The organism is Streptomyces himastatinicus ATCC 53653 (assembly GCF_000158915.1).
Taxonomy (GTDB): domain Bacteria; phylum Actinomycetota; class Actinomycetes; order Streptomycetales; family Streptomycetaceae; genus Streptomyces; species Streptomyces himastatinicus.
On sequence record NZ_GG657754.1, the window covers coordinates 3265748 to 3290274 of the forward strand.

Here is a 24527-nt window from a genome sequence, read left to right on the forward strand (position 1 = left end):
TCTGCCGGTAGATGGCCACCTCCAGGGTGGCGTAGCGCGGACCGCCGAGGATCTGGATCACGCCGAAGGAGGTGAACGTGAACAGGAAAGACCATCAGCGCGGCGGCGGCCACGGCGGGGCCCAGGGCGGGCAGGGTGACCCGGCGCCAGGCCGCGAGGCGGCTCGCGCCGAGCACCCGGGCGGCCTCCTCCTGGCGCGGGTCGAGCTGCGCCCACAGCCCGCCGACGGTGCGGACGACCACCGCGTAGTTGAAGAAGACGTGGGCCAGCAGGATCGCCCAGACGCTGGTGTCGAGCCGTATCCCCCACAGCTCGTCCAGCAGCCCGCCGCGCCCGAGCAGGCCGAGGAACGCCGATCCGGCGACGACGGTCGGCAGCACGAACGGCACGGTCACCACGGCGCGCAGCAGCCCCTTGCCGGGGAAGTCGAAGCGGGCGAAGACATACGCGCCGGGCAGCGCGACCGCCAGCGTCAGCCCGGTCGAGGCGACCGCCTGCCAGCCGGTGAACCACAGGGTGTGCAGGATGGACGGGTCGCCCAGCACCTCGGGTATCCGCTCGAGCCGCCACCGGCCGCCGACGCGCAGCCCGCGGGTGACGATCGCGGCCACCGGATACGCGAAGAAGACGCCGAAGAAGGCGAGCGGCACGGCCATGAGCGCGAGCCGCAGGGCGGTGCCGCGTGCCCTGCCCTCACCCTTCTCACGGTTCTCGCGGGGCTCTACAGAACGAGCGAGGACCATGCCTTGACCCAGGGCTCACGGTTCTTGGCTATCTTCCGCGGGGGCAGGGTGGCCGGGTCGGCGACCTCGGTCCCGTACCGGGTGAAGACCTCCGGCAGCTTCGCCCCCTCGCGCACCGGATTGACGTACATGTTCAGCGGTACGTCCTCCTGGAAGCGCTTGGTCAGCAGGAAGTCCAGCAGCGCCTTGCCCCCCTTGGTGTTGCCCGCGCCGTTCAGCAGCCCGGCGAACTCCGTCTGGCGGAAGCAGGTGCCGTCCGCCACCCCGGTCGGGGCCTTGGCGGGCTTCGACTTCGCGTCCGCCACCTCGGCGGGCGGGCTGGAGGCGTACGAGACGACGAGCGGCTTGTCGCCCTTGGCGCCGCCCGCCGAACCGGAGAAGTGGTCGTAGTACGCCTGCTCCCAGCCGTCGACCACCTCGACGCCGTTGGCCCGCAGCTTCTTCCAGTAGTCACGCCAGCCGTGGTCGCCGTAGCGGGCGGCGGTGCCGAGGAGGAAGGCGAGGCCGGGGGACGAGGTGGCGGCGTTCTCGGTGACCAGCAGGTTCTTGTACGCGGGCTTGGTCAGGTCGGCGAAGGTCTTCGGCGGCGCGAGCTTCTTGCGCTCGAAGTAGGCGCGGTCGTAGTTGACGCAGATGTCGCCGTAGTCGACCGGGGTGACGCGGTGCTTCGCCCGGTCGAGCTGGAAGGCCGCGGGGACCTTGTCCAGGCCCTTCGCCTCGTACGGCGTGAACAGGTCGTTGTCGAGCGCGCGGGAGAGGAGGGTGTTGTCGACGCCGAAGAACACATCGCCCTGCGGATGGCCCTTGGACAGGATCGCCTGGTTGACGGCGGCCCCCGCGTCACCACCGGCCTGCACCCGCACTTTGTAGCCGGTCTTGCGGGTGAACTCCTTGAGGACCGCCTTGGACGCCGCGAACGAGTCGTGCGAGACCAGGGTGACGGTCTTGGAGTCCTTGCCGTCCGCCGCTCCCCCGCCACAGCCGCTGAGAACACCGGTGCCGAGGGAGCCGACGAGGGCGGCGGTGACGGCACGCCGAAGGTGGCTGTTCATGGTGAGGCTGACTCCCTACGCCGGTATGACCCGGATCAGGTTGGAGGGTCTGCGGCCGTGCCGCACTCTCAGCGCTGTCGCGCTCCCCTGTCGGAATGTTCATTTGTCCGCCGCTGTACGGCGGTTGTACGGCGCTTGTGCGAAGGCACCGTATCAGCCGTATCAGCCGGCGGTTCTCAGCGCTCCGTGGCCGCCAGCTGGCCGCACGCCCCGTCGATCTCCTGCCCCCGGGTGTCCCGGACGGTCACCGGCACCCCGTGCCGCTCCAGGGCCGCGACGAACGCCTTCTCGTCCTCCGGCCGGGACGCCGTCCACTTGGAGCCGGGCGTCGGGTTGAGCGGGATGAGGTTGACGTGCACCCGGTGGCCCTTGAGCAGCCGGCCGAGCAGATCGGCGCGCCACGCCTGGTCGTTGATGTCCTTGATCAGGGCGTACTCGATGGAGATGCGGCGGCCGGACTTCTCCGCGTACTCCCACGCCGCGTCCAGGACCTCGCGCACCTTCCAGCGGGTGTTGACCGGGACGAGCGTGTCGCGCAGCTCGTCGTCGGGTGCGTGGAGGGAGACCGCCAGGCGGCACTTGAAGCCCTCGTCGGCGAACCGCAGCATCGCCGGGACCAGTCCGACGGTCGAAACCGTGATTCCGCGCTGCGAAAGACCGAGACCGTCGGGCTCGGGGTCGGTGAGCCTGCGGATGGCACCGATGACCCGGTTGTAGTTGGCCAGCGGCTCGCCCATGCCCATGAAGACGATGTTGGACAGCCGGGCCGGGCCCCCGGGGATCTCCCCGTCCCGCAGCGCCCGCATGCCGTCGACGATCTGGTGCACGATCTCGGCGGTGGACAGGTTGCGGTCCAGACCCGCCTGGCCGGTGGCGCAGAACGGGCAGTTCATACCGCAGCCCGCCTGGGAGCTGATGCACATGGTGACCCGGTCCGGGTAGCGCATCAGCACGGACTCCACGAGCGTGCCGTCGAAGAGCCGCCACAGGGTCTTGCGGGTGGTGTCGTCGTCACAGCTGATGTGCCGCACCACGCTCATCAGGTCCGGCAGCAGCCCGGCCGCGAGCTTCTCGCGCGCGGCGGCCGGTACGTCGGTCCACTGGGCGGGGTCGTCGGTGTACCGGGCGAAGTAGTGGCGCGACACCTGAGCGGCCCGGAAGGGCTTCTCCCCGAGGGCGGCGACGGCCTCGCGGCGCTCGGCGGGCGTGAGGTCGGCGAGGTGCCGCGGGGGCTTCTTGGCCCCACGCGGCACGGCGAAAGTGAGTTCTCCGGGCTTAAGGCATGGCCGTACCAGTGTCGCAGACATGCGGAAGGCCCCGCGCCACGGGCGGCGCGGGGTCTGAGGAGTGCGATGCGTGACGCGGCTCAACCCGCCCGCCCACGAAGAATCATCAGCAGCAGCCACACCACGGGCGCGGTGGGCAGCAGCGAGTCGAGCCGGTCCATGATGCCGCCGTGGCCGGGCAGCAGCTTGCCCATGTCCTTGATGCCGAGGTCACGCTTGATCATGGACTCGCCGAGGTCCCCCAGGGTCGCGCTGACCGCGACGGCGAGGCCGAGCAGCAGCCCCTGCCACCACACGCCGTCCTCGATGAGGTACTGCATGCACAGCGCGCCGACGACCATCGCGAACGCCACCGCGCCCAGCAGCCCCTCGCGGGTCTTGCCGGGGCTGATGCGGGGCGCGAGCGGATGCTTGCCGAAGCGCCAGCCCACCGCGTACGCGCCGGTGTCGCTCACCACGGTCAGCAGCAGGAAGGTCAGCACCCGCCACGGGCCGTCGTCGGCGGCCAGTATGAGCGCCACGAAGGTGGCGAGGAACGGCACGTAGAAGGCGGCGAAGACGCCCGCCGTGACATCCCTGAGGTAGTTGTCGGGCGGCTCGGTCATCCGCCACACGAGCACGGCGAGCGCCGTGAGCGAGACCGCCACCCATGCGCCCTGCGCCCCGCGCACATAGCCCGCGACGACCATGGCGACACCACCGACGGCGAGCGGCACCAGGGGGACGCGGATGTCCTTCCGCTCGGCCAGCCGGGAGGTCAGCTCCCACAGCCCGACGACCACGGCGACCGCTATCACGCCGATGAACACCGGCTTGTAGATGAAGAGCGAGGCGACGATGATCACGCCAAGCCCGACGCCCACCCCTATCGCGGCCCGCAGATCGCGGCCCGCGCTCTTCTTCTTCGTGCCCTGACCACCGCCGTTGCCGGGCGCGCTGCCGGCGGACTCGGGGCCGGGGCCGGGAGGCGTCGGCGGCTGCCCGGCGGGCTGTCCCGGTCCGGGCCGCTGCTCCCGCTCATCGCGGAACAAGGGGCCGCCCGGCCGGGCGGCCCCCCGGTCGCGGCCGGCGGCGTCGCCGGGTTCGCCGCCTGCGTGCGGCACGGTGGGCATGGGGCGAGTCTGCGCCGCTTCGGCCACCTCGTGCGCGGGACCCGCCGAAGAAGGGGGCACCTCCCAGCCGTAGCCGGGGGAGGTGCCCTGATCAGTCGGTCCCCAGAGTCCGGCGCGTGGTGGGGCCCCCCAGGAAGAGTCGTTCATCAGACCTCGAGCAGCTCGGCTTCCTTGTGCTTGAGCAGCTCATCCACCTGCGCAACGTACTTCGCGGTGAGGTCGTCGAGCTCCTTCTCCGCGCGCCGGCCCTCGTCCTCGCCGACCTCGCCGTCCTTGATCAGCTTGTCGATCGATTCCTTGGCCTTGCGCCGGATGCTGCGGATCGAGATCTTCGCGTCCTCGCCCTTGCCCTTGGCGACCTTGATGAACTCCTTGCGGCGCTGCTCGGTGAGCTCGGGGAACACCACTCGGATGATGTTGCCGTCATTGCTGGGGTTGACGCCCAGGTCCGAGTCGCGGATCGCCTGCTCGATGTTGCGCAGCGCGCTCTTGTCGAACGGGGTGATCACCGCCATGCGCGGCTCGGGCACCGAGAACGACGCGAGCTGGTTGATCGGCGTCAGCGCACCGTAGTAGTCCGCCACGATCTTGTTGAACATCGCCGGGTGCGCACGCCCGGTGCGGATCGCGGCGAAGTCCTCCTTGGCGACCACAACGGCCTTCTCCATCTTCTCCTCGGCCTCGAGGAGGATTTCTTCGATCACCACTTGCTCCTGGTGTTATCCGTAAGCAGAGCCTCGCCCCTGCGTGCGTCTTCTCCTGCACGGTGTCCGACCGGCAGGCCGTTGTCCATCCCCCGAACGAGCCGTCAGGCGCGTACGTCCTGGTCGCTCACGAGCGTGCCGATCTTCTCACCCTTCACCGCGCGCGCGATATTTCCTTCGGCGGTGAGCTCGAAAACCAGGATCGGCAGCTTGTTGTCCCGGCAGAGGGTGATCGCGGTGGCATCGGCGACCTTGAGGTCCCGGGTGATCACCTCGCCGTACTCGAGCGCGTCGAACTTGACCGCGTCCGGGTTCCGCTTGGGGTCGGAGTCATAGACCCCGTCCACCCCGTTCTTGCCCATGAGCAGCGCCTCAGCGTCGATCTCCAGGGCGCGCTGGGCGGCGGTGGTGTCCGTCGAGAAGTACGGCATGCCCATGCCCGCACCGAAGATCACCACGCGCCCCTTCTCCAGGTGGCGCACCGCGCGCAGCGGAATGTACGGCTCCGCGACCTGCCCCATGGTGATGGCGGTCTGGACGCGGGAGTCGATGCCCTCCTTTTCCAGGAAGTCCTGGAGGGCGAGACAGTTCATGACGGTGCCGAGCATGCCCATGTAGTCCGAGCGCGCCCGGTCCATGCCGCGCTGCTGAAGCTCGGCCCCGCGGAAGAAGTTGCCGCCGCCGATCACGATGGCGATCTCGGCGCCGTCGCGCACCACGGCGGCGACCTCGCGGGCGATGGCGTGCACGACATCGGGGTCGACCCCGAGTCCCCCGCCGCCGGCGAACGCCTCGCCGGACAGCTTCAGCAGGAAACGGCCGTGTCGTACTGGACCGTCCGCGTTTTTGTCGTCGGCCTGTTTGGCGTCCGCGCCGTGATTCATTGGAGATCTCCTCGTGCACATACGAAGAAGGCCACTGCCGGGTCCTGGTACGACCTCTGCGGCAATGGCCTCCTCGTCACATCTGCGGCCGACCGGTTGACGGTTGGCTGCCTACGACCCTATCGGTGTCGCCGGTGTTTCGCTGCTCGGCTCAGACGCCGACGCGGAAACGGGCGAAGCGGGTCAGGGAGACGCCGGCCTCGTCCAGGACCTTCTGGACGGACTTCTTGTTGTCCTTGGCGAACGCCTGGTCCACCACGACGTTCTCCTTGAAGAAGCCGGTGACGCGACCCTCGATGATCTTCGGCAGGGCGGCCTCGGGCTTGCCCTCCTCGCGAGCGGTGGCCTCGGCGACGCGACGCTCGTTCTCGACGGTCTCGGCCGGGATCTCGTCACGGCTCAGGAACTTCGGCGCGAAGGCGGCGACGTGCTGCGCGACGTCCTTGGCGACCTCGGCGTTCTCCTTGTCCAGCTCGACCAGCACGCCGACCTGCGGCGGCAGGTCCGGGCTGGTGCGGTGCATGTACGCGGCGACGTAGCCGCCGGAGAACTGCGCGAAACGGTCGAGGACGATCTTCTCACCGAGGGTGGCGTTGGCCTCGTCCACGAACGCCTGGACGGTCTTGCCGGCCTCGATCTCGGAGGCGAGCAGGGCCTCCAGGTCGGCCGGGACGGTCTTGGCGACGTGGGCGGCGATGGCGTCGGCGACGGCCACGAACTTGTCGCCCTTGGCCACGAAGTCGGTCTCGCACTTCAGCTCGACCAGCACGCCGGAGGTGTTGTCGTCGGCGATGAGGGAGACGACGGCACCGTTCTCGGCGCTGCGGCTCTCGCGCTTGGCCACGCCCTTCTGGCCCTTGACGCGGAGGATCTCGACGGCCTTGTCGACGCTGCCCTCGGCCTCGTCCAGCGCCTTCTTGCAGTCCATCATGCCGGCGCCGGTGAGCTCGCGGAGCTTCTTGACGTCAGCGGCGGTGAAGTTCGCCATGATCTGTGAATCTCTTCTCGAAAGTCGAAAGCTCTACGGGTGAACGACGGGGGCGGCGCCGTCGCACCGTCCCCCGCCGTTGTACACCGTCTGAGTGGTCAGGCCTGCTCGGCGTCCGCTGCCGGGACGTCCTCAGACAGGAGCTCGACGCGGCCTCGGCCGGCTTCTCGGCGGCAGCAGCCTCGGCCGGGGCCTCGGTGGCGGCCTCGGCCGGCTTGGCCTCGGGCTCGTCGGCCTTCTTCTCACCCTCGAGCAGGTCGCGCTCCCACTCGGCCAGGGGCTCGCCCGCACCCTTGTCGGCCTTCTCGTCGCCGGTGGCGACGCCGGAGCGGGCGATGAGGCCCTCGGCGACGGCGTCGGCGATCACGCGGGTGAGCAGCGTGACGGAGCGGATCGCGTCGTCGTTGCCCGGGATCTTGTAGTCGACCTCGTCGGGGTCGCAGTTGGTGTCGAGGATCGCGACGACCGGGATGCGGAGCTTGCGCGCCTCACCGACGGCGATGTGCTCCTTCTTGGTGTCCACGATCCAGACGGCGCTCGGCACCTTCTGCATCTCACGGATACCGCCGAGGGTCTTCTCCAGCTTGGCCTTCTCACGGGAGAGGACCAGGAGCTCCTTCTTGGTGAGGCCGGAGGCGGCCACATCCTCGAAGTCGATCTGCTCGAGCTCCTTCAGGCGCTGAAGGCGCTTGTAGACGGTCGAGAAGTTGGTCAGCATGCCACCCAGCCAGCGCTGGTTGACGTACGGCATGCCGACGCGGGTCGCCTGCTCGGCGATCGCCTCCTGCGCCTGCTTCTTCGTGCCGACGAACATGATGGAGCCGCCGTGGGCGACGGTCTCCTTGACGAACTCGTAGGCGCGGTCGATGTACGACAGCGACTGGAGCAGGTCGATGATGTAGATGCCGTTGCGCTCGGTGAAGATGAAGCGCTTCATCTTCGGGTTCCAGCGGCGGGTCTGGTGCCCGAAGTGGACGCCGCTCTCCAGCAGCTCCCGCATCGTGACGACGGCCATGGCCGTACTCCTTGAGGTACTCGGTTCCACGGCGGCCGGGCGGCCGCCGCTCCTGACGCCCCGGCGCGCCTGCCACGAACGAGGGCCCTGGTAGGGGGCTCGTCCGAGGACCGAGGGGCGCGGCCGCCGTGCTGCCGATACGTGCTCGGGGCGCGGGCGGCGGGGCGTGCGAAGTCGATCCGGTGACCCGGATCGCCATAAGAAGTGTACGGGACCCGTGCGGTGCCGGGTGACGGCGATATCCACAACCCGTGGGTAGTCCCCAGTTCGCGTCCATGATCCACCGGATGCGGCGATTGGCGTCACCGTGGGTGACATGCGACGGCTTGGTGCGGTGTGGGCTCTTGCCCTGTGCGTTCTGTTGTTTCCTCTCCGGGCCCCGGCCGCGGTGGCGGCCCCGGGTTCCGACGGCCGGTCATGGCCGGTGGCCGGGCCGGAGGGGGCGCTGCGCCCCACCGTGCTGAGGGCGTGGCGGCCGCCGCCCACGCCGTGGGCGGCGGGCCATCGGGGGGTCGATCTGGCGGGCGGGGCGGGGCAGGCGGTACGGGCGGCGGCCGCGGGGCGGGTGAGCTTCGCGGGGCCGGTCGCGGGGCGCGGGGTGCTCACCATCGAGCTGTCCGGGACCGGCGATCCTCCGCTGCGGACGTCCTACGAACCGGTGCGGGCCACGGTGTCCAGGGGCGCGCGGGTGACGGCGGGGCAGGTGGTCGGGGTGATGGAGGCGGGGCCGTTCCACTGCCCGGCGGCCTGTCTGCACTGGGGGCTGCGGCGCGGGGACCGCTATCTGGATCCGCTGTCGCTGCTTCCGCGGTCGATGCTGCGGGGCGGGCCGTCCCGGCTGCTGCCGGTCTTCGGCGTCCCGCCCGCGCAGGGGTCCGCGGCGACCTCACCTCCGGCGGCCGGTGCGCGGCCACTTCTGAGGGCCACCGCTGCCCCCACCGGTCCGTCGGACCTGGCACCGGCCGTGGCGCTGGCGGCCGCGGCCTCCTGGGCCGGACGCCGACTGCGCGGCCGGGCCCGCCGGACGCCGGGCCGAGCCCGGAGACGCCGCCGACCGGAGCGGGTGGGAGCGGCCGGGCGCCGCCTTGGGCATGCGGGAGCCTCGGCGTTCACCGAGGTCGCGGGATGCACGGAGTCGGCCCCGCACGCCTCGGGAGGTCAGCCCGTACGCCGCCACGGGAGATCGCCCCGCAGGAGGTCAGCCCCGTACGCCGCCCAGGGCCATGGCGACCGCCGCCTCCGTGATGCCCTCGGGGTCCTCGGCGGCTCCCAGCTCGATGCGGCGGACCGCGGCGTCCACGACGCCCTGGAGCAGCACCGCGGCCAGCCGGGGTTGCTGATGGCCGAGCGCACCGAGGGCTTCGACCACCATGCCGATCAGCCCGCCGTGGGCGGCGCGGATCTTCTCGCGCGCGCCCGCGTCCAGCTCACCGGCCGAGATCGCCACCACGGCACGGTGGCGGCGGTCGCCGACGAGAGCGAGCTGTCGGCGCACATATGCCTCGACCTTCGCCTCGGGCGTCCCGGCCTCCTCCATGGCGGCCTCGACCTCGGCGGCCCAGACCGGGAAGTCGACGGCGCACAACTCCTCGACCACGGCCGCGCGGGAGCGGAAGTACTCATAGACGGACGAGCGGGCGAGGCCCGTGCGCTCGGCGAGTGCGGGGAAGGTCAACGCCTCCGTACCGCCCTCGGACAGCAAGGAGCGGGCGGCCTCCAGCAGGGCGCCGCGCTGCATCGTCCGGTGCTCGGCCACTGAGGCCGCTCGAATCCTGGGCACGTCACCACTCTACGGAGACGTCACGGTGACGTCACGACGGTGGCGAACCCGGCGGGACGATTCAGCGTCCGACGTCGGCGAGTTTCGCGCGCAGCTGGAGCACGGACTTGGTGTGGATCTGGCTGACCCGGCTCTCGGTGACCCCGAGGACCTGGCCGATTTCGGCCAGCGTGAGCCCCTCGTAGTAGTAGAGCGTGACCACGGTCTTCTCCCGCTCCGGAAGGGTGTTGATGGCCCGGGCGAGCAGTCGGCGCAGCTCCCGGTCCTCGGCCACCTCGACCGGATTGTCCGCGGCGGTGTCCTCCAGGGTGTCCATGAGGCTGAGCCGGTCGCCGCCCTCGCCGCCGACGTGCAGCAGCTCCTCCAGGGCGACCACGTTGGCCAGCGACAACTGGCTGAAGACACCGTGCAGTTCGTCGACGCTGATGTCCATCTCGGCGGCGACCTCGACCTCGGTGGGGGTGCGGCGCAGCGCCGCCTCCAGCGTGGCGTACGCCCGCTCGACCGCCCTGGCCTTCTGGCGGACCGAGCGCGGGATCCAGTCCAGCGCCCTCAGTTCGTCGATCATCGCACCGCGGATGCGGGTGATGGCGTAGGTCTCGAACTTGATGGCGCGCTCGGGGTCGAACTTCTCGATGGCGTCGATGAGCCCGAAGACACCGGACGAGACGAAGTCGGCCTGCTCGACGTTGGAGGGCAGTCCGACGCTGACCCGCCCGGCCACATATTTCACCAGCGGTGAGTAGTGCAGGATCAGCTGCTCCCGCAGCCGCCCGTCGCCCGTGGCTTTGTACGACCGCCACAGCTCGTCGAGCGAGGACGGTGCCGCGGGGCGCACCGCGCCGCGGGCAGCGGGCGGCGCCGCGCGGTCAGACCCGGAGATGTGCTGGGGCATTCGTCGCCTTGAGCCGTTCTGCCATGACATGGGTGAGGACGTACGCTTCCACCGGAAACCTTGTGAGCGTAGCGTGACTGCGGCGTCGCGGTATGCGAAGGGCAACGGCTCGGCGGTGTGCGGATACGGTCATCGCCTCAACCCTTTCACCCGATTGCCCCGATATGGGGGATCGCCTCGCCGTGTGCCGTCACTCCGGCGCGCGGGCTGCACCAACTGCCAGCGGTCGCCATGGCGTTCGACGAAACCCAGGGCGAGCAGTTCGTAGAGCCGGCCCACGGCCTCTTCGCAGCTCGTCCCGGATTCCCTGGCCACCTCATGTCCCTCGTTGCCGCCCTGTGCCGACAACGCTTCCAGCACCCGTGCCGTCACGGGATGGAGCAGGTCCCGCTCGACGAGGGGTCCTTCCCGGACGGGGGCGAGGTCCCCGATGCCGCCGATCAGCTCGACGACTTCGGCGGCGTCGGTGACCAGGACGGCCTCGCCGCGCAGCAGTTCATGGACCCCCGCGGAAAGCCCGCTGGTGACCGGGCCGGGCACCCCCATGGTGGACCGGCCGAGCTGTTGTGCCCGGCGCGCGGTGACCAGCGATCCGCTGCGGTACTCGGCCTCGATGACGACCGTGCCGCGGGTGAGGGCGGCGATGACCCGGTTGCGCAGCACGAAGCGGCTGCGGGTCGGATGCGCTCCGGGCGGCAACTCGGCCAGCACCAGCCCCTGTTCCGCGATGCGCTCGATCAACTCGGTGTGCCCCCGCGGATAGGGGGTGTCCACCCCGGAGGCGAGCACGGCGACGGTGGCCCCGCCCACGGCGAGCGCCCCGCGGTGCGCCGCGCCGTCCACTCCCTGGGCCGCGCCTGAGACCACCACCCAGCCCCGCTCGGAGAGCCCGGCGCCCATCGTCGCCGCGACATGCGCGCCGTAGTCGCTGCACGCGCGGGCCCCCACCACCGCGACCGAGCGCAGCGCCCACATGCGCAGCGACGCGGGGCCCCGCACCCATAACCCGACCGGGCGAGTGTCCCCGAGGTCGTCGAGCTGACCGGGCCACTCCATGTCCCCGGGGCAGACGAAACGCCCACCCCGGGCGGCGATCAGGCCGAGGTCGGCCGCGGGGTCGAGCCCACCGGCCCGCAGTGCGCATCCGGCCAGCCGCCGCGGGCTCGCCCCGGGCGGCGGCTTGGCCTCCCCGGTGAGCGCCCGCCACAGCCCGACCGGCCCCAGTCGGCGCAGCCAGCGCCCCACCGCTTCGTCGCCGGGCTCCACGAGCCGGGTGAGGGCCGCCCGGGCGAGCCGCTCCTCGTCGTCCACGCCCGGCCCGGGGTCCATGGCGGGTGGCATCCCGGGCGCCGCGACCGGACCTCCCGCGGGGCAGGCCGCCATCAGTACTCCCCCGCGCCGACCGGCACCGCACGGGCCACTCCGGTGCGCAGTTGGAGGGCCTGGGCGATGTCCGGCGCCAGCGGCCGGTCGTGCCCGGCGAGGTCGGCGACGGTCCAGGCGACCCGCAGCACCCGGTCCAGGCCGCGGGCGGTGAGCAGCCCGCGCTCCATGTCGCGCTCGGCCTCGCGGAGCGCCCCGGGGCAGGCCTGCCAGCGGGTGCGCAGCTCATGGCCCGGCACCTCGCTGTTCAGCCGCCAGGGGGTGTCCGCGAGGCGCGCGGCGGCCCGCTCCCTCGCCTCGCGCACGCGGGCCGCGACCGAGGCGGTGCTCTCCGCCGCGCCGCCCGCCCCGGTCAGCTCGGCCCGGCTCACCGCCTCGACGTGGACGCGCAGGTCGACCCGGTCCAGCAGTGGGCCGGAGAGCCTCGACTGGTAGCGGCGGACCGTCGAGGGCGAGCATTCGCAGCCGTCCCCCATCAGCCCGTGGCGCCCGCAGGGGCAGGGGTTGGCGGCCAGCATGAGGAGGAAGCGCGCGGGCATGCGCATCATGCCCGCGGAGCGGGCGACCACCACATGGCCGGATTCCAGCGGCTGCCGCAGGGCGTCCAGGGCCCGGCCGCTGAACTCGGGCGCCTCGTCCAGGAAGAGCAGACCCCGGTGGGCGAGGGAAACCGCGCCCGGCCGCGGCAGCCCGTTGCCGCCGCCGACCAGGGCGGCCATGGTCGCCGAGTGGTGCGGTGCGCAGTACGGAGGCGTCTGCACCAGGGGCTCGCCCGGTGGCAGCACCCCGGCCACCGAGTGCACGGCGGTGACCTCCAGCGCCTCCTGCCGGGTGAGCGGCGGCAGCAGCCCGGGCAGCCGCTCGGCGAGCATGGTCTTGCCCGCGCCCGGCGGCCCGACGAGGAACAGGTGGTGGCCACCAGCGGCGGCGACCTCCAGCGCGGTGCGCGCGGCCCGCTGTCCGGCGACCTCGGCCAGATCGGGCCGCCCCGTCCCGGTCCCGGGGAGCGCGGCCACCCCGGCGCCCATGCCCGCGCCGGGCATGGTGAGCCCCGCAAGCATCGGATCGGGCCTCCCGGCCTCCAGCGGCTCGTCCTCCTCGGGCACCGGTTCGTCGGTGAGGACCGCGATCAGCTGGCGCAGGCTCCGCACCCCGAGCACCGAGACGCCCGGGACCAGGGATGCCTCGGCCGCGGTCTGCTCCGGGACGACGACCTGCCGGTATCCGGCCTCGGCGGCCGCGAGCACGGCGGGCAGCACCCCCCGCACGGGCCGGACCCGGCCGTCCAGTCCCAGCTCCCCGATCATCATCAGATCGGCGATCTCCCGCGGGTCGATGCGCTCGGCGGCGCCGAGCACCGCACAGGCGACGGCCAGGTCGAAGCCGCTGCCGCCCTTGGGGACGGACGCCGGGCTGAGCCCGACCGTGAGCTTCTTCTGCGGCCAGGTGGCTCCGGAGTTGACCACGGCGGCACGGACCCGGTCCCGGCTCTCCACCAGGGATTTGTCGGGCAGGCCGACCAGGGTGAAGGCGGCCACGCCGGGCTCCAGATCGGCCTGGACCTCGACCACCACGCCCTCGACCCCGACCAGCGCGACCGAGCAGGTACGGGCGAACCCCATTCAGGCCACCCCCCGCAGATGCTCGACCACGGGCGCGCCGCGCCGCGGCAGCACCACGCCCACCAGGTCGATCCGCACGCCTCCCGGCGGCGGCCCGCCGTGCCGCTCCAGCCAGCGCTCGGCGAGCCGGCGCAGCCGGGCGGTCTTGCCGGGCCTGACTGCCGCCGTCGGAGGTTCGTAGCCCTCTGCGCGGCGCGTCTTGACCTCGCACACGACCAGCGCCCCGGCATCCAGCGCGACGATGTCGATCTCGCCGTCCCGGCACCGCCAATTGCGCTCCAAGACGGTCATACCGGCCTCGGCCAGCCGGCGCGCGGCCAGATCCTCGCCGTAGCGTCCCAGTGCTCCCCGGGCGTTCATTCGGCACCACCTCCGGCACCGACTGTGACGCGCCCGCCACGAACTCAGGGATCTTGGTGGATTTCTGTGGACGCCCCGGCGCGGGTGGACAACTCCGCCACCCGGAAGAGTGAGCCGACTCCCGGAAGTCAGCCTCCCGGAAGATCGAGGTCGCTCTTGTTCAGCTCCTCGATATTCACGTCCTTGAACGTGAGCACGCGTACCTGCTTGACGAACCGCGCCGGTCGGTACATGTCCCAGACCCAGGCGTCCGCCATCGACACCTCGAAGAAGACCTCACCCTGGACCGAGTGCACCTGCATCTCGTAGTCGTTGGTGAGATAGAAACGACGCTCGGTCTCGATCACGTATTTGAACAGACCGACGACATCGCGGTACTCCCGGTAGAGCTTCAGCTCCATCTCGGTCTCGTACTTCTCGAGGTCCTCGGCGCTCATGGCATGTTCCCCTTCAGCCGTGCGTCCCCCCATTGTGCGTCAGACACGCTCAGTCTCCAGGATCACCGGTGTACTGGGCGGTCCCTCGTCGAGCAGCGTACGCAACAGTTCCACGAGCCGGGTCGGGTACACCGGCTCGGTCGCCCCGGCCAGCTCCTCCACCGGCCACCAGCGCAGCCCGGTCACGCTGCGCCGCTCCAGCTCCGTCAGCCCCTCCGGGCGGGTCGTGGTCTGCTCCGTACGGGCCAGGTAGTACCACTCGTCCTGGTCCCAGCGGCGGCCGTAGAACGGGAAGGAGCAGGTGCGCCGCCACAGCAGCGGGCCGAGCCGGACATCGGTGATCCCGGTCTCCTCCGCCAGCTCGCGCAGGGCGGCCTGCTCGCGGCTCTCGTCGCCCTCCAGCCCGCCGCCCGGGGTGAACCACCAGGTCAGCGAGGGGTCGTCCGGTTCGAACCCGTGCAGCAGCAGGATCCGGTCCGCCGGGTCGAGCAGCACCACCCGGGCGACCTTCCGCAGCGGCGTCTCGTCCGCGCCGGTCCCGCTGGTCCCGCTGGTCTCGTCAGCCACTGGCCGCCACCTTCTCCCGCGTCTCGTTCCGCCGGGTGGTGCCGCCTCCCATCCGGCGCGCGACCGGCCCGTAGGCCGCACCTCCCAGGATGAGCACGGCACCGGCCAGCACCGAGACCGAAACGAGCCGGAGCGGGCCGGGCTGTGAGACACCGCCCGGCAGGTCCTTGAACACCTCCGGGCGTCCCATCATGCCGAAGGACCCCAGCGGCCAGGCGGTGGCGTCCACCCGGGCCGTCACGGCGTCCGTGGGGACGGCGCCATGGCTGCTGTCGGTGAGGTGCACCCGGGAGTCGAGGGAGTCGCTGCGGTGGTCGCCCATGAGGAACAGGCTCCCCTTGGGCACCCTGGTGGAGAACCGGGTCATCGAGGCCGGTTCCTTGGCCTGAAGATACGGTTCTTCGAGTGTCTTGCCGTCCACGGTGATGCGGTTCTGCTTGTCGCAGCACACGACCTTGTCGCCGCCGACACCGATGACCCGCTTCACCATGGGCAGGGCGCCCCAGATCTCGTCCTGGAAGACGACCACATCGCCGCGGCGCACCTCACCACCGTCGATGCGCTCCGCGAGCACCCGGTCGCCCTTGCCGATGGTCGGCGACATCGAGTCCGTCGGGACGCTGTACGGCTTGTAGAGCACCGCACCCCAGGCGAAGCCGCCCAGGAACAGCACACAGCCGACGGCCACCGCCAGCCCGGACAGCACGGCGCCCAGCCTGCTGCCCCCCGCCCCTCGGGCATCGCTCATTCCAGTGCTCCCACCGTGTCCAGCAGACATAGAAGGTCATGGTCCGCATGCCCTGTGGCACGGGATCGCACCTTACCCGCGGTACGGGGGATCAGTCAGCCGTCCCCCGCACCTTCGCCTCCCGCCTGCGACGACGCCACAGCACGATCGGCACCGCACACGCGAGCCCGAGCGCCGAGGGCGCCATGGAGGCCGCCGCGCTCAGCCCCGGCTGGTCGAAGGTGCCCGGGACCGACAGGGCGGACCAGCGGTTGACCGGCCAGGCCACCACGATCGCGCGCCCGACGACGTCGTCCACCGAGACCGTGCCGTTGTGCAGGTTCTGGTGGTAGCGGGAGTCCAGCGAGTCCTGGCGGTGGTCGCCCATGACCCAGATCCGGTCCTTGGGCACCTTGACCGGGCCGAACGGCTTCTCGTCACAGGGCGTGTTCCCGGGGAAGATGTACGGCTCGTCCAGCGCCTTGCCGTTGACCATCACCTTGCCGCCGCGCTTGCACGAGACCGTGTCCCCGCCGACCGCGATCACGCGCTTGATCAGGTCCTTCTCATCAGCGGACGGCATCAGGCCGACGCGGCTGAGCGCCTCCTGGATGCCCTCGGCTACCGGGCCCGAGTCCTGCGTCTGGGTTTCTCCGAGCCAGCCGCCCGGGTCGTGGAAGACGACCACCTCGCCGCGCTCCGGCTTCGAGCCGAACCAGGGGGTGAGCTTGTCCACCAGCACCCGGTCGCCCCGCTGGAGCGTGTTCTGCATCGAGTCGGACGGGATCGAGAACGCCTGCACCAGGAAGGTCTTGATCAGCAGCGCCAGCACCAGCGCGATGAAGATCAGGATCGGCAGCTCCTTCCAGAAGGAGCGCACCTTCCGCCCCTTCGCGGGCCGCCGCCCGGTGCCGGGCTGCTTGCTCTCCTCCTCGGAGCCGCTCTCCCGCTCCGCACCGGCCCCGGGCCCCGGCGGGGGCGGCGGGCCGGTGGGTCCGGAAGGGCGGGAGGGCGGCGTATCAGCCGGTTCCGCCGTGGGAGCGCCTCCCGGTGCCGGGGACGCCCCGGACGCTTCCGATGCCTGGTCCGCGGTCCCCTCTCCCCTCGTACCGGGCCGCCTCTCGGGCTCTTCGTGACCGGATCGGGCGCCGACCGCCAAGTCCCCCACATTCACTCCTCACGCCGCTGCCGCCTGCTCCACGAACGGCGCAGGCCCACCACTCCCATAACGAGCGGGAGTTCCGCAGGGGTCGGGAGCTGGATCATTCCTTGCTGATCCATGGGGGACAGCCTATGCGGCGCGCCGCTCACCTGTGTCGCCCCACTCGGCGCGTCCCGCACGGACGCGTACGTTCCGGGCTCCTCCAGCTGTCGCATGTGACCGAACGGCCATGCGATCACCACCGCACGGCCCACCACGCTCTCGTCCGCGACGGTGCCCTGGTACGTCTCGTCGAGATGCACCCGGGAGTCCGCCGAGTTGGACCGGTGGTCGCCCATCATGAACATCCGCCCCGCGGGGACGGTCACCTTGAACTTGCGCTGCGACGGCGCGTTCCCCGGGTACAGGTACGACTCGTTCAGCGGCGTCCCGTTGACCGTGACCCTGCCGTTCCCGTCACAGCATGCCACCGTGTCGCCGCCGACCGCGACCACTCGCTTGATCAGGTCCTGCTCGTCCGACGAGGGCAGCAGACCGATGAAGGTCAGGAACTCCTTGCCCTGCTTGATGACCGGCGGATCCTCCTCGGGCGGCTTCCGCTCGTCCTCCAGCCAGCCGCCGGGGTCCTTGAACACCACCACGTCCCCGCGGGTCGGCTTGGAGCCGAACCACGGGGTGAACTTGTCGACCAGCACCCGGTCGCCGATCTTGATCGTCTGCTCCATCGAGCCGGACGGGATCACGAACGCCTGCACCAGGAAGGTCTTGAGGACCAGCGCGATCACCAGCGCCACACCGATCAGGATCGGTATCTCCCGCACGGCGGAACGGCGTCTTCTGCGCTTGATCCGCTGCTGCACCCGGCGCCGCTCCGCGCGCGTGGCGAGCCGGCGCTGACCCGGCTCGCGCGACGGCTCGGCGGGGGTGGTGCCAAGGCCGAGGCCCGCCCGGCGGGTGCCGGAACGGGCCCCGGAGCGGGGACGTCCGCGGCTACCCATGCGCACCGCCCGTGGCCGCGCCCGGTGCCGCGCCGGGCGCGGGGACGTGCGCGAAGACCTCGGGGCCCCGGATGCGGGACCACCGGCCGAACGGCCAGCCGATCCAGTCGGCCCGCCCGATCACCTGGTCCACGGGGACGGTGCCGCCACCCGGCTCGCCGAGGTGGTCGCGGGAGTCCCGGGAGGCGCTGCGGTGGTCGCCCATCACCCACAGCCGTCCCTCGGGCACGACGGTGTCGAACGGCACCTGGGAGGGGGTGTCCCCGGGGTACAGGTAGTCCTCGTTCACGGGCCGGCCGTTCACCTCGATCCTCCCCCGCTTGTCGCAGCAGGTGACCCGGTCACCGCCGACGCCCACCACGCGCTTGATGTAGTCGGTCTCGGCGGGCTCGGCGAGTCCGACCGCCGCGGCCGCCTTGCGCAGCACACCGGTCACCGGGTTCCCGGACGTCTCCTCCTGGAGGAAGGAGCCGGTGCCGTCGAAGACGACAACGTCGCCGCGGCGCGGATCGTCCCCGAAACGGTATGCGAGCTTGTTCACCAGCACCCGGTCCCCGGGGCGCAGGGTGGTCTCCATGGAGCCGCTGGGGATCTGGAACGGCTGCACCACGAACCCGCTCACCAGCAGCACCAGCGCCATGGAGAGCGCCGCGAGGAGCGCGGCCCGCCGCCACGGCCGGGCGCCGGGCGCCCCCGCCGACGGGCGACTCTCGTCGGGCGGCTGCTCCGCGGAAGGTTGCTCCTCCTTGGGGTCCTCCGGGGGGTCCTCCGGGGTATGCGAAGAGCGCGATCGCTCCTCGTGCTCCGGGCCGGAACAGGAGGAGCGATCGCGCTCCGCGAGCCGTCCTTCGATGTCCATCGGGCGAGAGCCTATCCGGCCCGGCCGGGACATCCGACGGGAGCTCAGTAGTCGAGCAAAACTCAGTTGGTGCGCTTCTCCTTGATCTTCGCGGCCTTGCCGCGGAGGTCACGCAGGTAGTACAGCTTCGCACGGCGCACGTCACCGCGGGTGACGACCTCGATCTTCTCGACGATCGGGGTGTGCACCGGGAAGGTGCGCTCGACGCCGACGCTGAAGCTCACCTTGCGGACGGTGAAGGTCTCACGCACGCCGGAGCCCTGGCGGCGGATGACGACGCCCTTGAACTGCTGGACACGCGAGCGGTTGCCCTCGATGACGCGGACGTGGACGTTGACCGTGTCGCCGGGGCGGAAGGTCGGGATGTCGCTGCGCAGCGACGCGGAGTCGACGTTGTCGAGCAGGTGAGACATGATCGTCTGCTTTCTTCGCTGATGCCACAGGTCATCAGCGGCATATCGGAATGTTGATTCGGAGTGCCGCCCTCATCGGGCGAGCGTCGGTCCCCCTGTGGCAGGGGCGCACGCCCGGACGTACGGCAGCGGCCTATTCTTCCACGGCCCGGTGCGGCCGCCCAAATCGGGCCCGCCCCCCGGTTTCGCCCGCCCCCGGCAGTTCCTCCCAGCCGAGATCGGCCAGGAGCGCGCGGTCGTGCTTGTCGAGCGTCGCCGGGTCGCAGCGTTCGATCAGATCGGGGCGGTGGGCGCTGGTGCGGCGGAACGCCTCGTCCCTGCGCCACCGGGCGATCTTGCCGTGATGGCCGCTGACCAGCACCTCCGGGATGTCCCGGCCGCGCCACTCGGGGGGCTTGGTGTAGACGGGCCCCTCCAGCAGATCGGCCATCGCGCCCGGCGCGAAGGAGTCGTCCTGGTGCGACTCGGCATTGCCCAGCACCCCGGGCAGCAGCCGGGCGACGGCCTCGGTGATCACCAGGACCGCGGCCTCGCCGCCCGCCAGGACGTAGTCACCGATGGAGACCTCGTGGATCTCCAGCCGCTCCCCGTACTCCTCGATCACCCGCCGGTCGATGCCCTCGTAGCGCGCCGGGGCGAAGACCAGCCAGGGGCGCTCGGACAGCTCCACCGCGAGGGTCTGGGTGAACGGGCGGCCGCTCGGGGTGGGCACCACCAGCGTCGGCTTGGGCAGCCCCTCGCCCTCGCCCGACGCGATGATCGTGTCCAGCGCCTCGCCCCAGGGCTCGGGCTTCATGACCATGCCGGGGCCGCCGCCGTACGGGGTGTCGTCCACCGTGTTGTGCCGGTCGTGCGTCCAGGAGCGCAGATCGTGCACGCGGACGTCGAGCACGCCGCGGGCACGCGCCTTGCCGACCAGCGAGACGTTCAGCGGCTCCAGGTACTCCGGGAAGATCGTGACGACGTCGAGCCTCATGACGGCGTCTCCTCACGGCCGGTGGCGACCTCCGCCTCGGCCTCGTCCAGGAGTCCCGGCGGCGGGTCGACGACCGCGCGCTGCTCCTCCAGGTCGATCTCCGGCACCATCTCGGAGACGAACGGGATCATCACCTCGCCGCCGTCGGGCCGCTTGACGATCAGCAGGTCCTGGTACGGCAGATGGGAGATCTCGGAGATCCGGCCGACCGCCGTGCCGTCCACGGTGACCACGTCGAGGTCGATCAGCTGGTGGTCGTAGAACTCCTCGGGGTCCTCCGGGACCTCTTCGGGGTCGACCTCCGCGATGAGCAGCACGTTCCGCAGCGCCTCCGCGCCCGTACGGTCCCGCACCCCCTCGAAGCGCAGCAGCAGCCGGCCGCTGTGCACCCGGCCGGTCTCGATGGTCAGCGGTCCGGCCGAGGCGGGCTCGGTGGCCAGCACGGCGCCCGGGCCGAGCCTCAGCTCGGGCTCGTCCGTACGCACCTCGACGGTGACCTCACCCTTGATGCCATGGGCACGGCCGATCCGCGCGACAACCAACTGCACGATGCATGTCCCTTTCCCGCACACGGGCCTTCACGCACACGGGCCGGGGACGGCCCGAAGCCCTCCCCGGCCCGTGCCGGTGCTCTTCTTGATCGCCTCTCAGCTGACCTGATCCACGTCGACGAGGTCGACGCGGATCCCACGGCCGCCGATGGCGCCCACGACGGTGCGCAGCGCGCGGGCCGTGCGGCCGTTGCGGCCGATCACCTTGCCCAGGTCATCAGGGTGGACCCGGACCTCGAGCACGCGTCCGCGACGCAGGTTGCGCGAGGCGACCTGCACGTCGTCGGGGTTGTCGACGATGCCCTTCACCAGGTGCTCGAGGGCTTCCTCGAGCATCCTCAGGCCTCGGTCGACGCGGTGGACTCAGCAGCCTCGGCCGCCTCGTCCGACTTCTTCTCGGACTTCTTCGCCTTCGGGGTGATGGCCTCACCCTTCGGCTCGTCACCGGCGTCCTTGGCCGCGGCCTCGAACAGGGCGCGCTTGTCGGCCTTCGGCTCGGCGACCTTCATCGGAGCCGGGGCGGGCAGGCCCTTGAACTTCTGCCAGTCGCCGGTGACCTTCAGGATGGCGAGCACCGGCTCGGTCGGCTGGGCGCCGACCTTCAGCCAGTGCTGCACGCGGTCCGAGTCGACCTCGATGCGCGACGGGTTCTGCACCGGGTGGTACAGGCCGATCTCCTCGATGGCCCGGCCGTCACGGCGGGTACGGGAGTCGGCGACGACGATGCGGTAGTGAGGCGAACGGATCTTGCCCAGACGCTTCAGCTTGATCTTGACTGCCACGGGAGTGGTGTCTCCTGGTCTTGACGTGGTTGAGCACTGCGAAGTGCCGCGTGGGGTTGCGGTACCCGAGTGCCCGATGGACGCGTCAGCCGGAGGAGAGAGGGGTCCTGGTCGGCTGTCGAGTACAGCGGACCATTCTGCCACACCGTCGCCGGTCAGCCGACCGCGGCCACCGCGTCCGGGATACGGAACGGCTTCCCGCAGCCCCCGCACATGATCGGCGCCTGGGCCAGCACGGACGGAACGACGCGGACGTTGCGCCCGCAGTCGCACACCGCCTTGACCCGGACACCGCCCCCGGACGAACCGTGCCGCGCCGCGGGGCCCCGGAAGGCGCGGGAGGTCTCGGCAGCGGTCGCGACGGTGTGCGCCTTGAGGGCGCGGTGCAGGCGGTCGATTGTGGTCCGATAGCGCTTTCTCGCCTCCGGACTGAGGGTGACCAGCGAGAAGCCGCTGCTGGGATGCGGCTCCTCTGAGTGGTCGAGACCCAGCTCCTCGGCGATCGCCAGGAACCGGCGGTTGTGGTAGCGGCCGGCGCGCGAGGTGTCACGGACACCGCGGGCAGCGGCGATGCCATGGACTGCCTCGTGCAGCAGCCGTTCGAAGGAGAGCTCGGCGCCACATGCGGACGACGACTCTCCGATCAGCGATTCGGGCGCGGCGAGATCTGGCAGCTCGGGGTGGTGCCGTTGAATATCGGCCCACGCCTGTGCCAGCTCTGCGGCGAGTACAGGTGGTGTCGTGCTCACGTCGTGCTAACGAGCAGGAGCCGCCCGGTGTTCCGATTCCGGGGCATCTCAAATAATTTGCACGTACCAGTCAGTTCAGCGCTGATGCGTCGCGACGAGGGCGGGTGCGCACATGCATGGATGAGCCGCCCACGGCGCACCAAGGCGGTACGTACCACCTCGTACGGCCCGTACGGCCCGACCGTAGACGCCGGCTCGCGGGGCCCGATGCGCTCAGTAGGCGCGGGCCACGTAGGCGACGTTACCTGGCGCGTCATCGGCGTCCGGCACCGCCCCGTCCTCGGTGACCAGACACCGCACGGACACCGCCCGCTCGGCGAGCGCGGCCTCGCCCTCCGGCCCCAGGTCGGCCCACCGGATGCGCGCCCAGCCGCCCGCGGCCGCCGCCTCCGCGGCCTCTTCCACGGTCCGCACCTCGACCGTGCGCGCCGTGCGGCGCTCCCGCGCCTGGCGCAGCAGCAGCGCCTGGTCCTCCTCCAGCGCCTTCGGCACCGTCTCGGCCACCAGGTCGGTGCGCACCGGTTCCTTGCCGCCCGGGATCCGCCGGGCGAGCGTGGCGGTACCGGCCTCCAGATCGCGCGGGCCGATCTCGACGCGCACCGGTACGCCCCGCAGCTCCCAGTCGACGGCGCGACGGCCGAAGGGCATGTCGGTGCGGTCGTCGACCTGGACCCGGACGCCCGCCGCCGCCAGCCGGTCACCCGTCTCGCGGACCGCGGCGAGCACCGCGTCATCGCCCTTGACCGCGAGGACGACGGCCTGCACCGGGGCCAGCCGGGGCGGCAGCCGCAGCCCGTCGTCGTCACCGTGCATCATCACCAGCGCGCCGACCATGCGGGTCGTGCTGCCCCAGGAGGTCTGCCAGACCAGCTCCTGCTCGCCGTCCCGGGACAGATAGCGGGTGTTGAAGGCGCGGGCGAAGTTCTGGCCCAGCTCATGGCTGGTGCCCAGCTGGAGCGCCTTGCCGTCGCCCATCATCCCTTCCAGGGTGAGGGTGTTGACGGCGCCCGCGAAGCGTTCGCGCGCGGTCTTGCGGCCCAGGACGACGTCCATGGCGAGCACGTTCTCCATGAAGTCGGCGTAGACGTCGCGGTGGATGCGGGCGGCGAACTCCCGGGCGTCCTCGTACGTGGCATGGGCGGTGTGGCCCTCCTGCCAGAGGAATTCGGTCGTCCGCAGGAACAGCCGGGGCCGCAGCTCCCAACGCACCACATTGGCCCACTGGTTGATCAGCAGCGGCAGATCGCGGTAGCTCTGCACCCACTTCGAGAAGTACTCGTTGACGATGGTCTCGGAGGTGGGCCGGACCACCACCGGCTCCTCCAGCTCCTTGCCGCCGCCATGGGTGACGACCGCGAGCTCGGGCGCGAAACCCTCGACGTGCTCGGCCTCCCGCGTCAGATACGACTGCGGGATGAAGAGGGGGAAGTACGCGTTCTGGACGCCCACCGCCTTGATCCGGGCGTCCAGGTCGCCCTGCATCCGCTCCCACAGCCCGTAGCCATACGGTCGGATGACCATGGTGCCGCGCACCGGACCGTTCTCGGCCAGCTCGGCCTTGTTGATCACATCCTGGTACCAGCGCGGGAAGTCCTCCGCACGCGGGGTGAGAACGGGTGCCTTGGCCATGCCGCCGATCGTACGGCGGCAACGCGGCCGACCGCGGCGAATATCGCCCGGGGCGGTCGCGGCGCCCCGGGGCGGGACCGGGAGCGGGGCGGACGCGAAGGCGCGCGGGGGCGCACGGAGGGGGCACGCAAGCACGGCCGTGAAAGCTCTGGACGCGGGGACGGATGCGGAGTTCTCTGGCATACGGGGGTGGGACGCGACGAGCGGGTGTCCTGTGGAAGAGCCCGGCACCATCCACACGGCACCCCCTGGCGCACAACGGCGGATCTGACGACGGCACTGCTCTTCGCTGATTGGGGCCCTTTCGATGACATCTACGCTCGTACGGCGGCGCCGCCCGCACCCCTCCCCGCCGCGCACGGCGGACCCCCACGACCGCGCCCGCGACTGGGCGGAGATCCAGGAGCGGATGCTGGTGCCGCTGTACGAGGCCGTGTACGAACGGCTGGACGTCGGTGCCGGAACGCGGCTGCTGGGCCTGGGCTGCGGCTCGGGTCTCGCCCTCCTCATGGCGGCCGGGCGCGGCGCGGACGTCTGTGGGGTCGACACGGACGAGCCACGCCTCGCGCTGGCGCGGGAGCGGCTGGCCGACCCGGTGCGGCTGGGGCCCGGCGGTCCGGAGTCGGCGTGCGCACGGGAGGCGGCGGGGGCGTCCGGCTTCACGGTGGTGACGGCCTTCGAGCCACTGCCCGCCCCGGCGGCGGGCGGCCCCAGCGGGCTCGCCGCGGCGGCGTCCTCGCTCACGGCGGCCGCGGCGCTCGCCGAACGCGGCGGCGCGGTGGTGCTGGCCGGGTGGGGCCCGCCCCGAGCGGTGCGCCACCTCGTCGTGCTGCGGGTGGGCGCCCGGCTCGCC

Annotated in this window: 24 protein-coding genes, 4 pseudogenes and 1 riboswitch; of the genes and pseudogenes, 2 read left to right on the plus strand and 26 right to left on the minus strand. The window is 71.4% G+C overall.

The features are described from left to right. From SSOG_RS13165 to rpsB, 8 genes and pseudogenes are all read right to left on the minus strand, one after another. Positions 1-656, minus strand: a pseudogene (locus tag SSOG_RS13165) (ABC transporter permease); the annotation flags it as partial. A gap of 65 nt (positions 657-721) precedes the next feature. Beyond that, complete coding sequence (locus SSOG_RS13170; RefSeq protein WP_009714717.1) at positions 722-1795, minus strand: thiamine ABC transporter substrate-binding protein; 1074 nt, start codon at positions 1793-1795, stop codon at positions 722-724. Beyond that, a riboswitch (TPP riboswitch) is annotated at positions 1791-1894 on the minus strand. It overlaps the preceding gene by 5 nt. A 77-nt stretch (positions 1895-1971) precedes the next feature. After that, entirely contained in the window at positions 1972-3102 is a 1131-nt protein-coding gene (gene rlmN, locus SSOG_RS13175; protein ID WP_039937439.1) for a dual-specificity RNA methyltransferase RlmN, read from the minus strand. Positions 3103-3161: 59 nt separating this feature from the next. Next, on the minus strand, positions 3162-4340 hold the full coding sequence (locus SSOG_RS13180; protein ID WP_009714719.1) for a phosphatidate cytidylyltransferase: 1179 nt from the start codon (positions 4338-4340) through the stop codon (positions 3162-3164). Further along, the gene (frr, locus tag SSOG_RS13185; RefSeq protein ID WP_009714720.1) at positions 4340-4897 is read right to left on the minus strand and encodes a ribosome recycling factor; all 558 of its coding nucleotides are present in this window, start codon (positions 4895-4897) and stop codon (positions 4340-4342) included. The genes SSOG_RS13180 and frr overlap by 1 nt, the downstream gene beginning before the upstream one ends. Before the next feature lie 104 nt (positions 4898-5001). Further along, positions 5002-5781, minus strand: a complete 780-nt coding sequence (gene pyrH / locus SSOG_RS13190; protein ID WP_009714721.1) for a UMP kinase — start codon at positions 5779-5781, stop codon at positions 5002-5004. Between the two features lie 151 nt (positions 5782-5932). After that, positions 5933-6769 (minus strand): translation elongation factor Ts, encoded by an 837-nt coding sequence (tsf, locus tag SSOG_RS13195; protein ID WP_009714722.1) that lies wholly within the window; start codon positions 6767-6769, stop codon positions 5933-5935. Positions 6770-6914: 145 nt separating this feature from the next. Further along, a pseudogene (rpsB, locus tag SSOG_RS13200) lies at positions 6915-7784 on the minus strand (30S ribosomal protein S2); the annotation flags it as partial. 316 nt (positions 7785-8100) lie between these two features. Here rpsB and SSOG_RS57445 point away from each other — a divergent pair. Beyond that, positions 8101-8517, plus strand: a pseudogene (locus tag SSOG_RS57445) (peptidoglycan DD-metalloendopeptidase family protein); the annotation flags it as partial. A gap of 465 nt (positions 8518-8982) precedes the next feature. Here SSOG_RS57445 and SSOG_RS13205 read toward each other — a convergent pair. From SSOG_RS13205 to proS, 18 genes and pseudogenes are all read right to left on the minus strand, one after another. After that, entirely contained in the window at positions 8983-9522 is a 540-nt protein-coding gene (locus tag SSOG_RS13205) for a TetR/AcrR family transcriptional regulator (RefSeq protein WP_039941040.1), read from the minus strand. Between the two features lie 103 nt (positions 9523-9625). Continuing rightward, on the minus strand, positions 9626-10459 hold the full coding sequence (whiG, locus tag SSOG_RS13210) for an RNA polymerase sigma factor WhiG (RefSeq protein ID WP_009714726.1): 834 nt from the start codon (positions 10457-10459) through the stop codon (positions 9626-9628). Positions 10460-10588: 129 nt separating this feature from the next. Beyond that, positions 10589-11788: a DNA-processing protein DprA gene (dprA, locus tag SSOG_RS13215; RefSeq protein WP_009714727.1), complete on the minus strand. Its 1200-nt coding sequence runs from the start codon at positions 11786-11788 to the stop codon at positions 10589-10591. A gap of 53 nt (positions 11789-11841) precedes the next feature. Next, complete coding sequence (locus tag SSOG_RS13220; RefSeq protein ID WP_009714728.1) at positions 11842-13464, minus strand: YifB family Mg chelatase-like AAA ATPase; 1623 nt, start codon at positions 13462-13464, stop codon at positions 11842-11844. Continuing rightward, positions 13465-13824 carry a YraN family protein gene (locus SSOG_RS13225; protein WP_009714729.1) on the minus strand — a complete coding sequence of 120 codons (360 nt, stop codon included), beginning with the start codon at positions 13822-13824 and terminating at the stop codon, positions 13465-13467. A gap of 128 nt (positions 13825-13952) precedes the next feature. Continuing rightward, positions 13953-14261 carry a DUF2469 domain-containing protein gene (locus SSOG_RS13230; protein ID WP_009714730.1) on the minus strand — a complete coding sequence of 103 codons (309 nt, stop codon included), beginning with the start codon at positions 14259-14261 and terminating at the stop codon, positions 13953-13955. A 39-nt stretch (positions 14262-14300) separates the two neighbouring features. Continuing rightward, positions 14301-14828 (minus strand): NUDIX hydrolase, encoded by a 528-nt coding sequence (locus tag SSOG_RS13235; RefSeq protein WP_009714731.1) that lies wholly within the window; start codon positions 14826-14828, stop codon positions 14301-14303. Beyond that, a complete protein-coding gene (gene lepB / locus SSOG_RS13240) occupies positions 14821-15576 on the minus strand; it encodes a signal peptidase I (protein WP_009714732.1) in 756 nt (251 codons plus the stop codon). The genes SSOG_RS13235 and lepB (SSOG_RS13240) overlap by 8 nt, the downstream gene beginning before the upstream one ends. A gap of 91 nt (positions 15577-15667) precedes the next feature. Continuing rightward, on the minus strand, positions 15668-16723 hold the full coding sequence (lepB, locus tag SSOG_RS13245; RefSeq protein ID WP_245606288.1) for a signal peptidase I: 1056 nt from the start codon (positions 16721-16723) through the stop codon (positions 15668-15670). Then, positions 16620-17715: pseudogene (lepB, locus tag SSOG_RS13250) on the minus strand (signal peptidase I); the annotation flags it as partial. The gene lepB (SSOG_RS13245) and the pseudogene lepB (SSOG_RS13250), both read right to left, overlap by 104 nt. After that, a complete protein-coding gene (gene lepB, locus SSOG_RS13255) occupies positions 17708-18574 on the minus strand; it encodes a signal peptidase I (protein ID WP_039937445.1) in 867 nt (288 codons plus the stop codon). The gene lepB (SSOG_RS13255) and the pseudogene lepB (SSOG_RS13250), both read right to left, overlap by 8 nt. Before the next feature lie 62 nt (positions 18575-18636). Then, complete coding sequence (gene rplS / locus SSOG_RS13260; protein WP_009714736.1) at positions 18637-18987, minus strand: 50S ribosomal protein L19; 351 nt, start codon at positions 18985-18987, stop codon at positions 18637-18639. A 133-nt stretch (positions 18988-19120) separates the two neighbouring features. Continuing rightward, positions 19121-19963: a tRNA (guanosine(37)-N1)-methyltransferase TrmD gene (trmD, locus tag SSOG_RS13265; RefSeq protein ID WP_009714737.1), complete on the minus strand. Its 843-nt coding sequence runs from the start codon at positions 19961-19963 to the stop codon at positions 19121-19123. Further along, entirely contained in the window at positions 19960-20511 is a 552-nt protein-coding gene (gene rimM / locus SSOG_RS13270) for a ribosome maturation factor RimM (RefSeq protein ID WP_039937447.1), read from the minus strand. The genes trmD and rimM overlap by 4 nt, the downstream gene beginning before the upstream one ends. A 99-nt stretch (positions 20512-20610) precedes the next feature. Then, positions 20611-20850: an RNA-binding protein gene (locus SSOG_RS13275; protein WP_003958958.1), complete on the minus strand. Its 240-nt coding sequence runs from the start codon at positions 20848-20850 to the stop codon at positions 20611-20613. 2 nt (positions 20851-20852) lie between these two features. Further along, positions 20853-21296, minus strand: a complete 444-nt coding sequence (gene rpsP / locus SSOG_RS13280) for a 30S ribosomal protein S16 (RefSeq protein WP_009714739.1) — start codon at positions 21294-21296, stop codon at positions 20853-20855. A gap of 155 nt (positions 21297-21451) precedes the next feature. Next, a complete protein-coding gene (locus SSOG_RS13285; protein ID WP_009714740.1) occupies positions 21452-22045 on the minus strand; it encodes a hypothetical protein in 594 nt (197 codons plus the stop codon). Between the two features lie 213 nt (positions 22046-22258). Next, a complete protein-coding gene (proS, locus tag SSOG_RS13290; protein WP_009714741.1) occupies positions 22259-23674 on the minus strand; it encodes a proline--tRNA ligase in 1416 nt (471 codons plus the stop codon). A 307-nt stretch (positions 23675-23981) separates the two neighbouring features. Between proS and SSOG_RS53535 the strand changes: the two genes are divergently transcribed. Next, a partial coding sequence (locus tag SSOG_RS53535; RefSeq protein ID WP_039937450.1) for a methyltransferase domain-containing protein occupies positions 23982-24527 on the plus strand: 546 nt, incomplete at its 3' end.

What these genes read in the sequence shown, in the direction of transcription:
- SSOG_RS13170 (WP_009714717.1), bottom strand. Translation starts at nt 1,795, where the DNA reads ATGAACAGCCACCTTCGGCGTGCCGTCACCGCCGCCCTCGTCGGCTCC.
- rlmN (WP_039937439.1), bottom strand. Translation starts at nt 3,102, where the DNA reads ATGTCTGCGACACTGGTACGGCCATGCCTTAAGCCCGGAGAACTCACT.
- SSOG_RS13180 (WP_009714719.1), bottom strand. Translation starts at nt 4,340, where the DNA reads ATGAACGACTCTTCCTGGGGGGCCCCACCACGCGCCGGACTCTGGGGA.
- pyrH (WP_009714721.1), bottom strand. Translation starts at nt 5,781, where the DNA reads ATGAATCACGGCGCGGACGCCAAACAGGCCGACGACAAAAACGCGGAC.
- tsf (WP_009714722.1), bottom strand. Translation starts at nt 6,769, where the DNA reads ATGGCGAACTTCACCGCCGCTGACGTCAAGAAGCTCCGCGAGCTCACC.
- SSOG_RS13205 (WP_039941040.1), bottom strand. Translation starts at nt 9,522, where the DNA reads ATGCAGCGCGGCGCCCTGCTGGAGGCCGCCCGCTCCTTGCTGTCCGAG.
- whiG (WP_009714726.1), bottom strand. Translation starts at nt 10,459, where the DNA reads ATGCCCCAGCACATCTCCGGGTCTGACCGCGCGGCGCCGCCCGCTGCC.
- dprA (WP_009714727.1), bottom strand. Translation starts at nt 11,788, where the DNA reads ATGGACCCCGGGCCGGGCGTGGACGACGAGGAGCGGCTCGCCCGGGCG.
- SSOG_RS13220 (WP_009714728.1), bottom strand. Translation starts at nt 13,464, where the DNA reads ATGGGGTTCGCCCGTACCTGCTCGGTCGCGCTGGTCGGGGTCGAGGGC.
- SSOG_RS13225 (WP_009714729.1), bottom strand. Translation starts at nt 13,824, where the DNA reads ATGAACGCCCGGGGAGCACTGGGACGCTACGGCGAGGATCTGGCCGCG.
- SSOG_RS13230 (WP_009714730.1), bottom strand. Translation starts at nt 14,261, where the DNA reads ATGAGCGCCGAGGACCTCGAGAAGTACGAGACCGAGATGGAGCTGAAG.
- lepB (WP_009714732.1), bottom strand. Translation starts at nt 15,576, where the DNA reads ATGAGCGATGCCCGAGGGGCGGGGGGCAGCAGGCTGGGCGCCGTGCTG.
- lepB (WP_039937445.1), bottom strand. Translation starts at nt 18,574, where the DNA reads ATGGACATCGAAGGACGGCTCGCGGAGCGCGATCGCTCCTCCTGTTCC.
- rplS (WP_009714736.1), bottom strand. Translation starts at nt 18,987, where the DNA reads ATGTCTCACCTGCTCGACAACGTCGACTCCGCGTCGCTGCGCAGCGAC.
- trmD (WP_009714737.1), bottom strand. Translation starts at nt 19,963, where the DNA reads ATGAGGCTCGACGTCGTCACGATCTTCCCGGAGTACCTGGAGCCGCTG.
- SSOG_RS13275 (WP_003958958.1), bottom strand. Translation starts at nt 20,850, where the DNA reads ATGCTCGAGGAAGCCCTCGAGCACCTGGTGAAGGGCATCGTCGACAAC.
- proS (WP_009714741.1), bottom strand. Translation starts at nt 23,674, where the DNA reads ATGGCCAAGGCACCCGTTCTCACCCCGCGTGCGGAGGACTTCCCGCGC.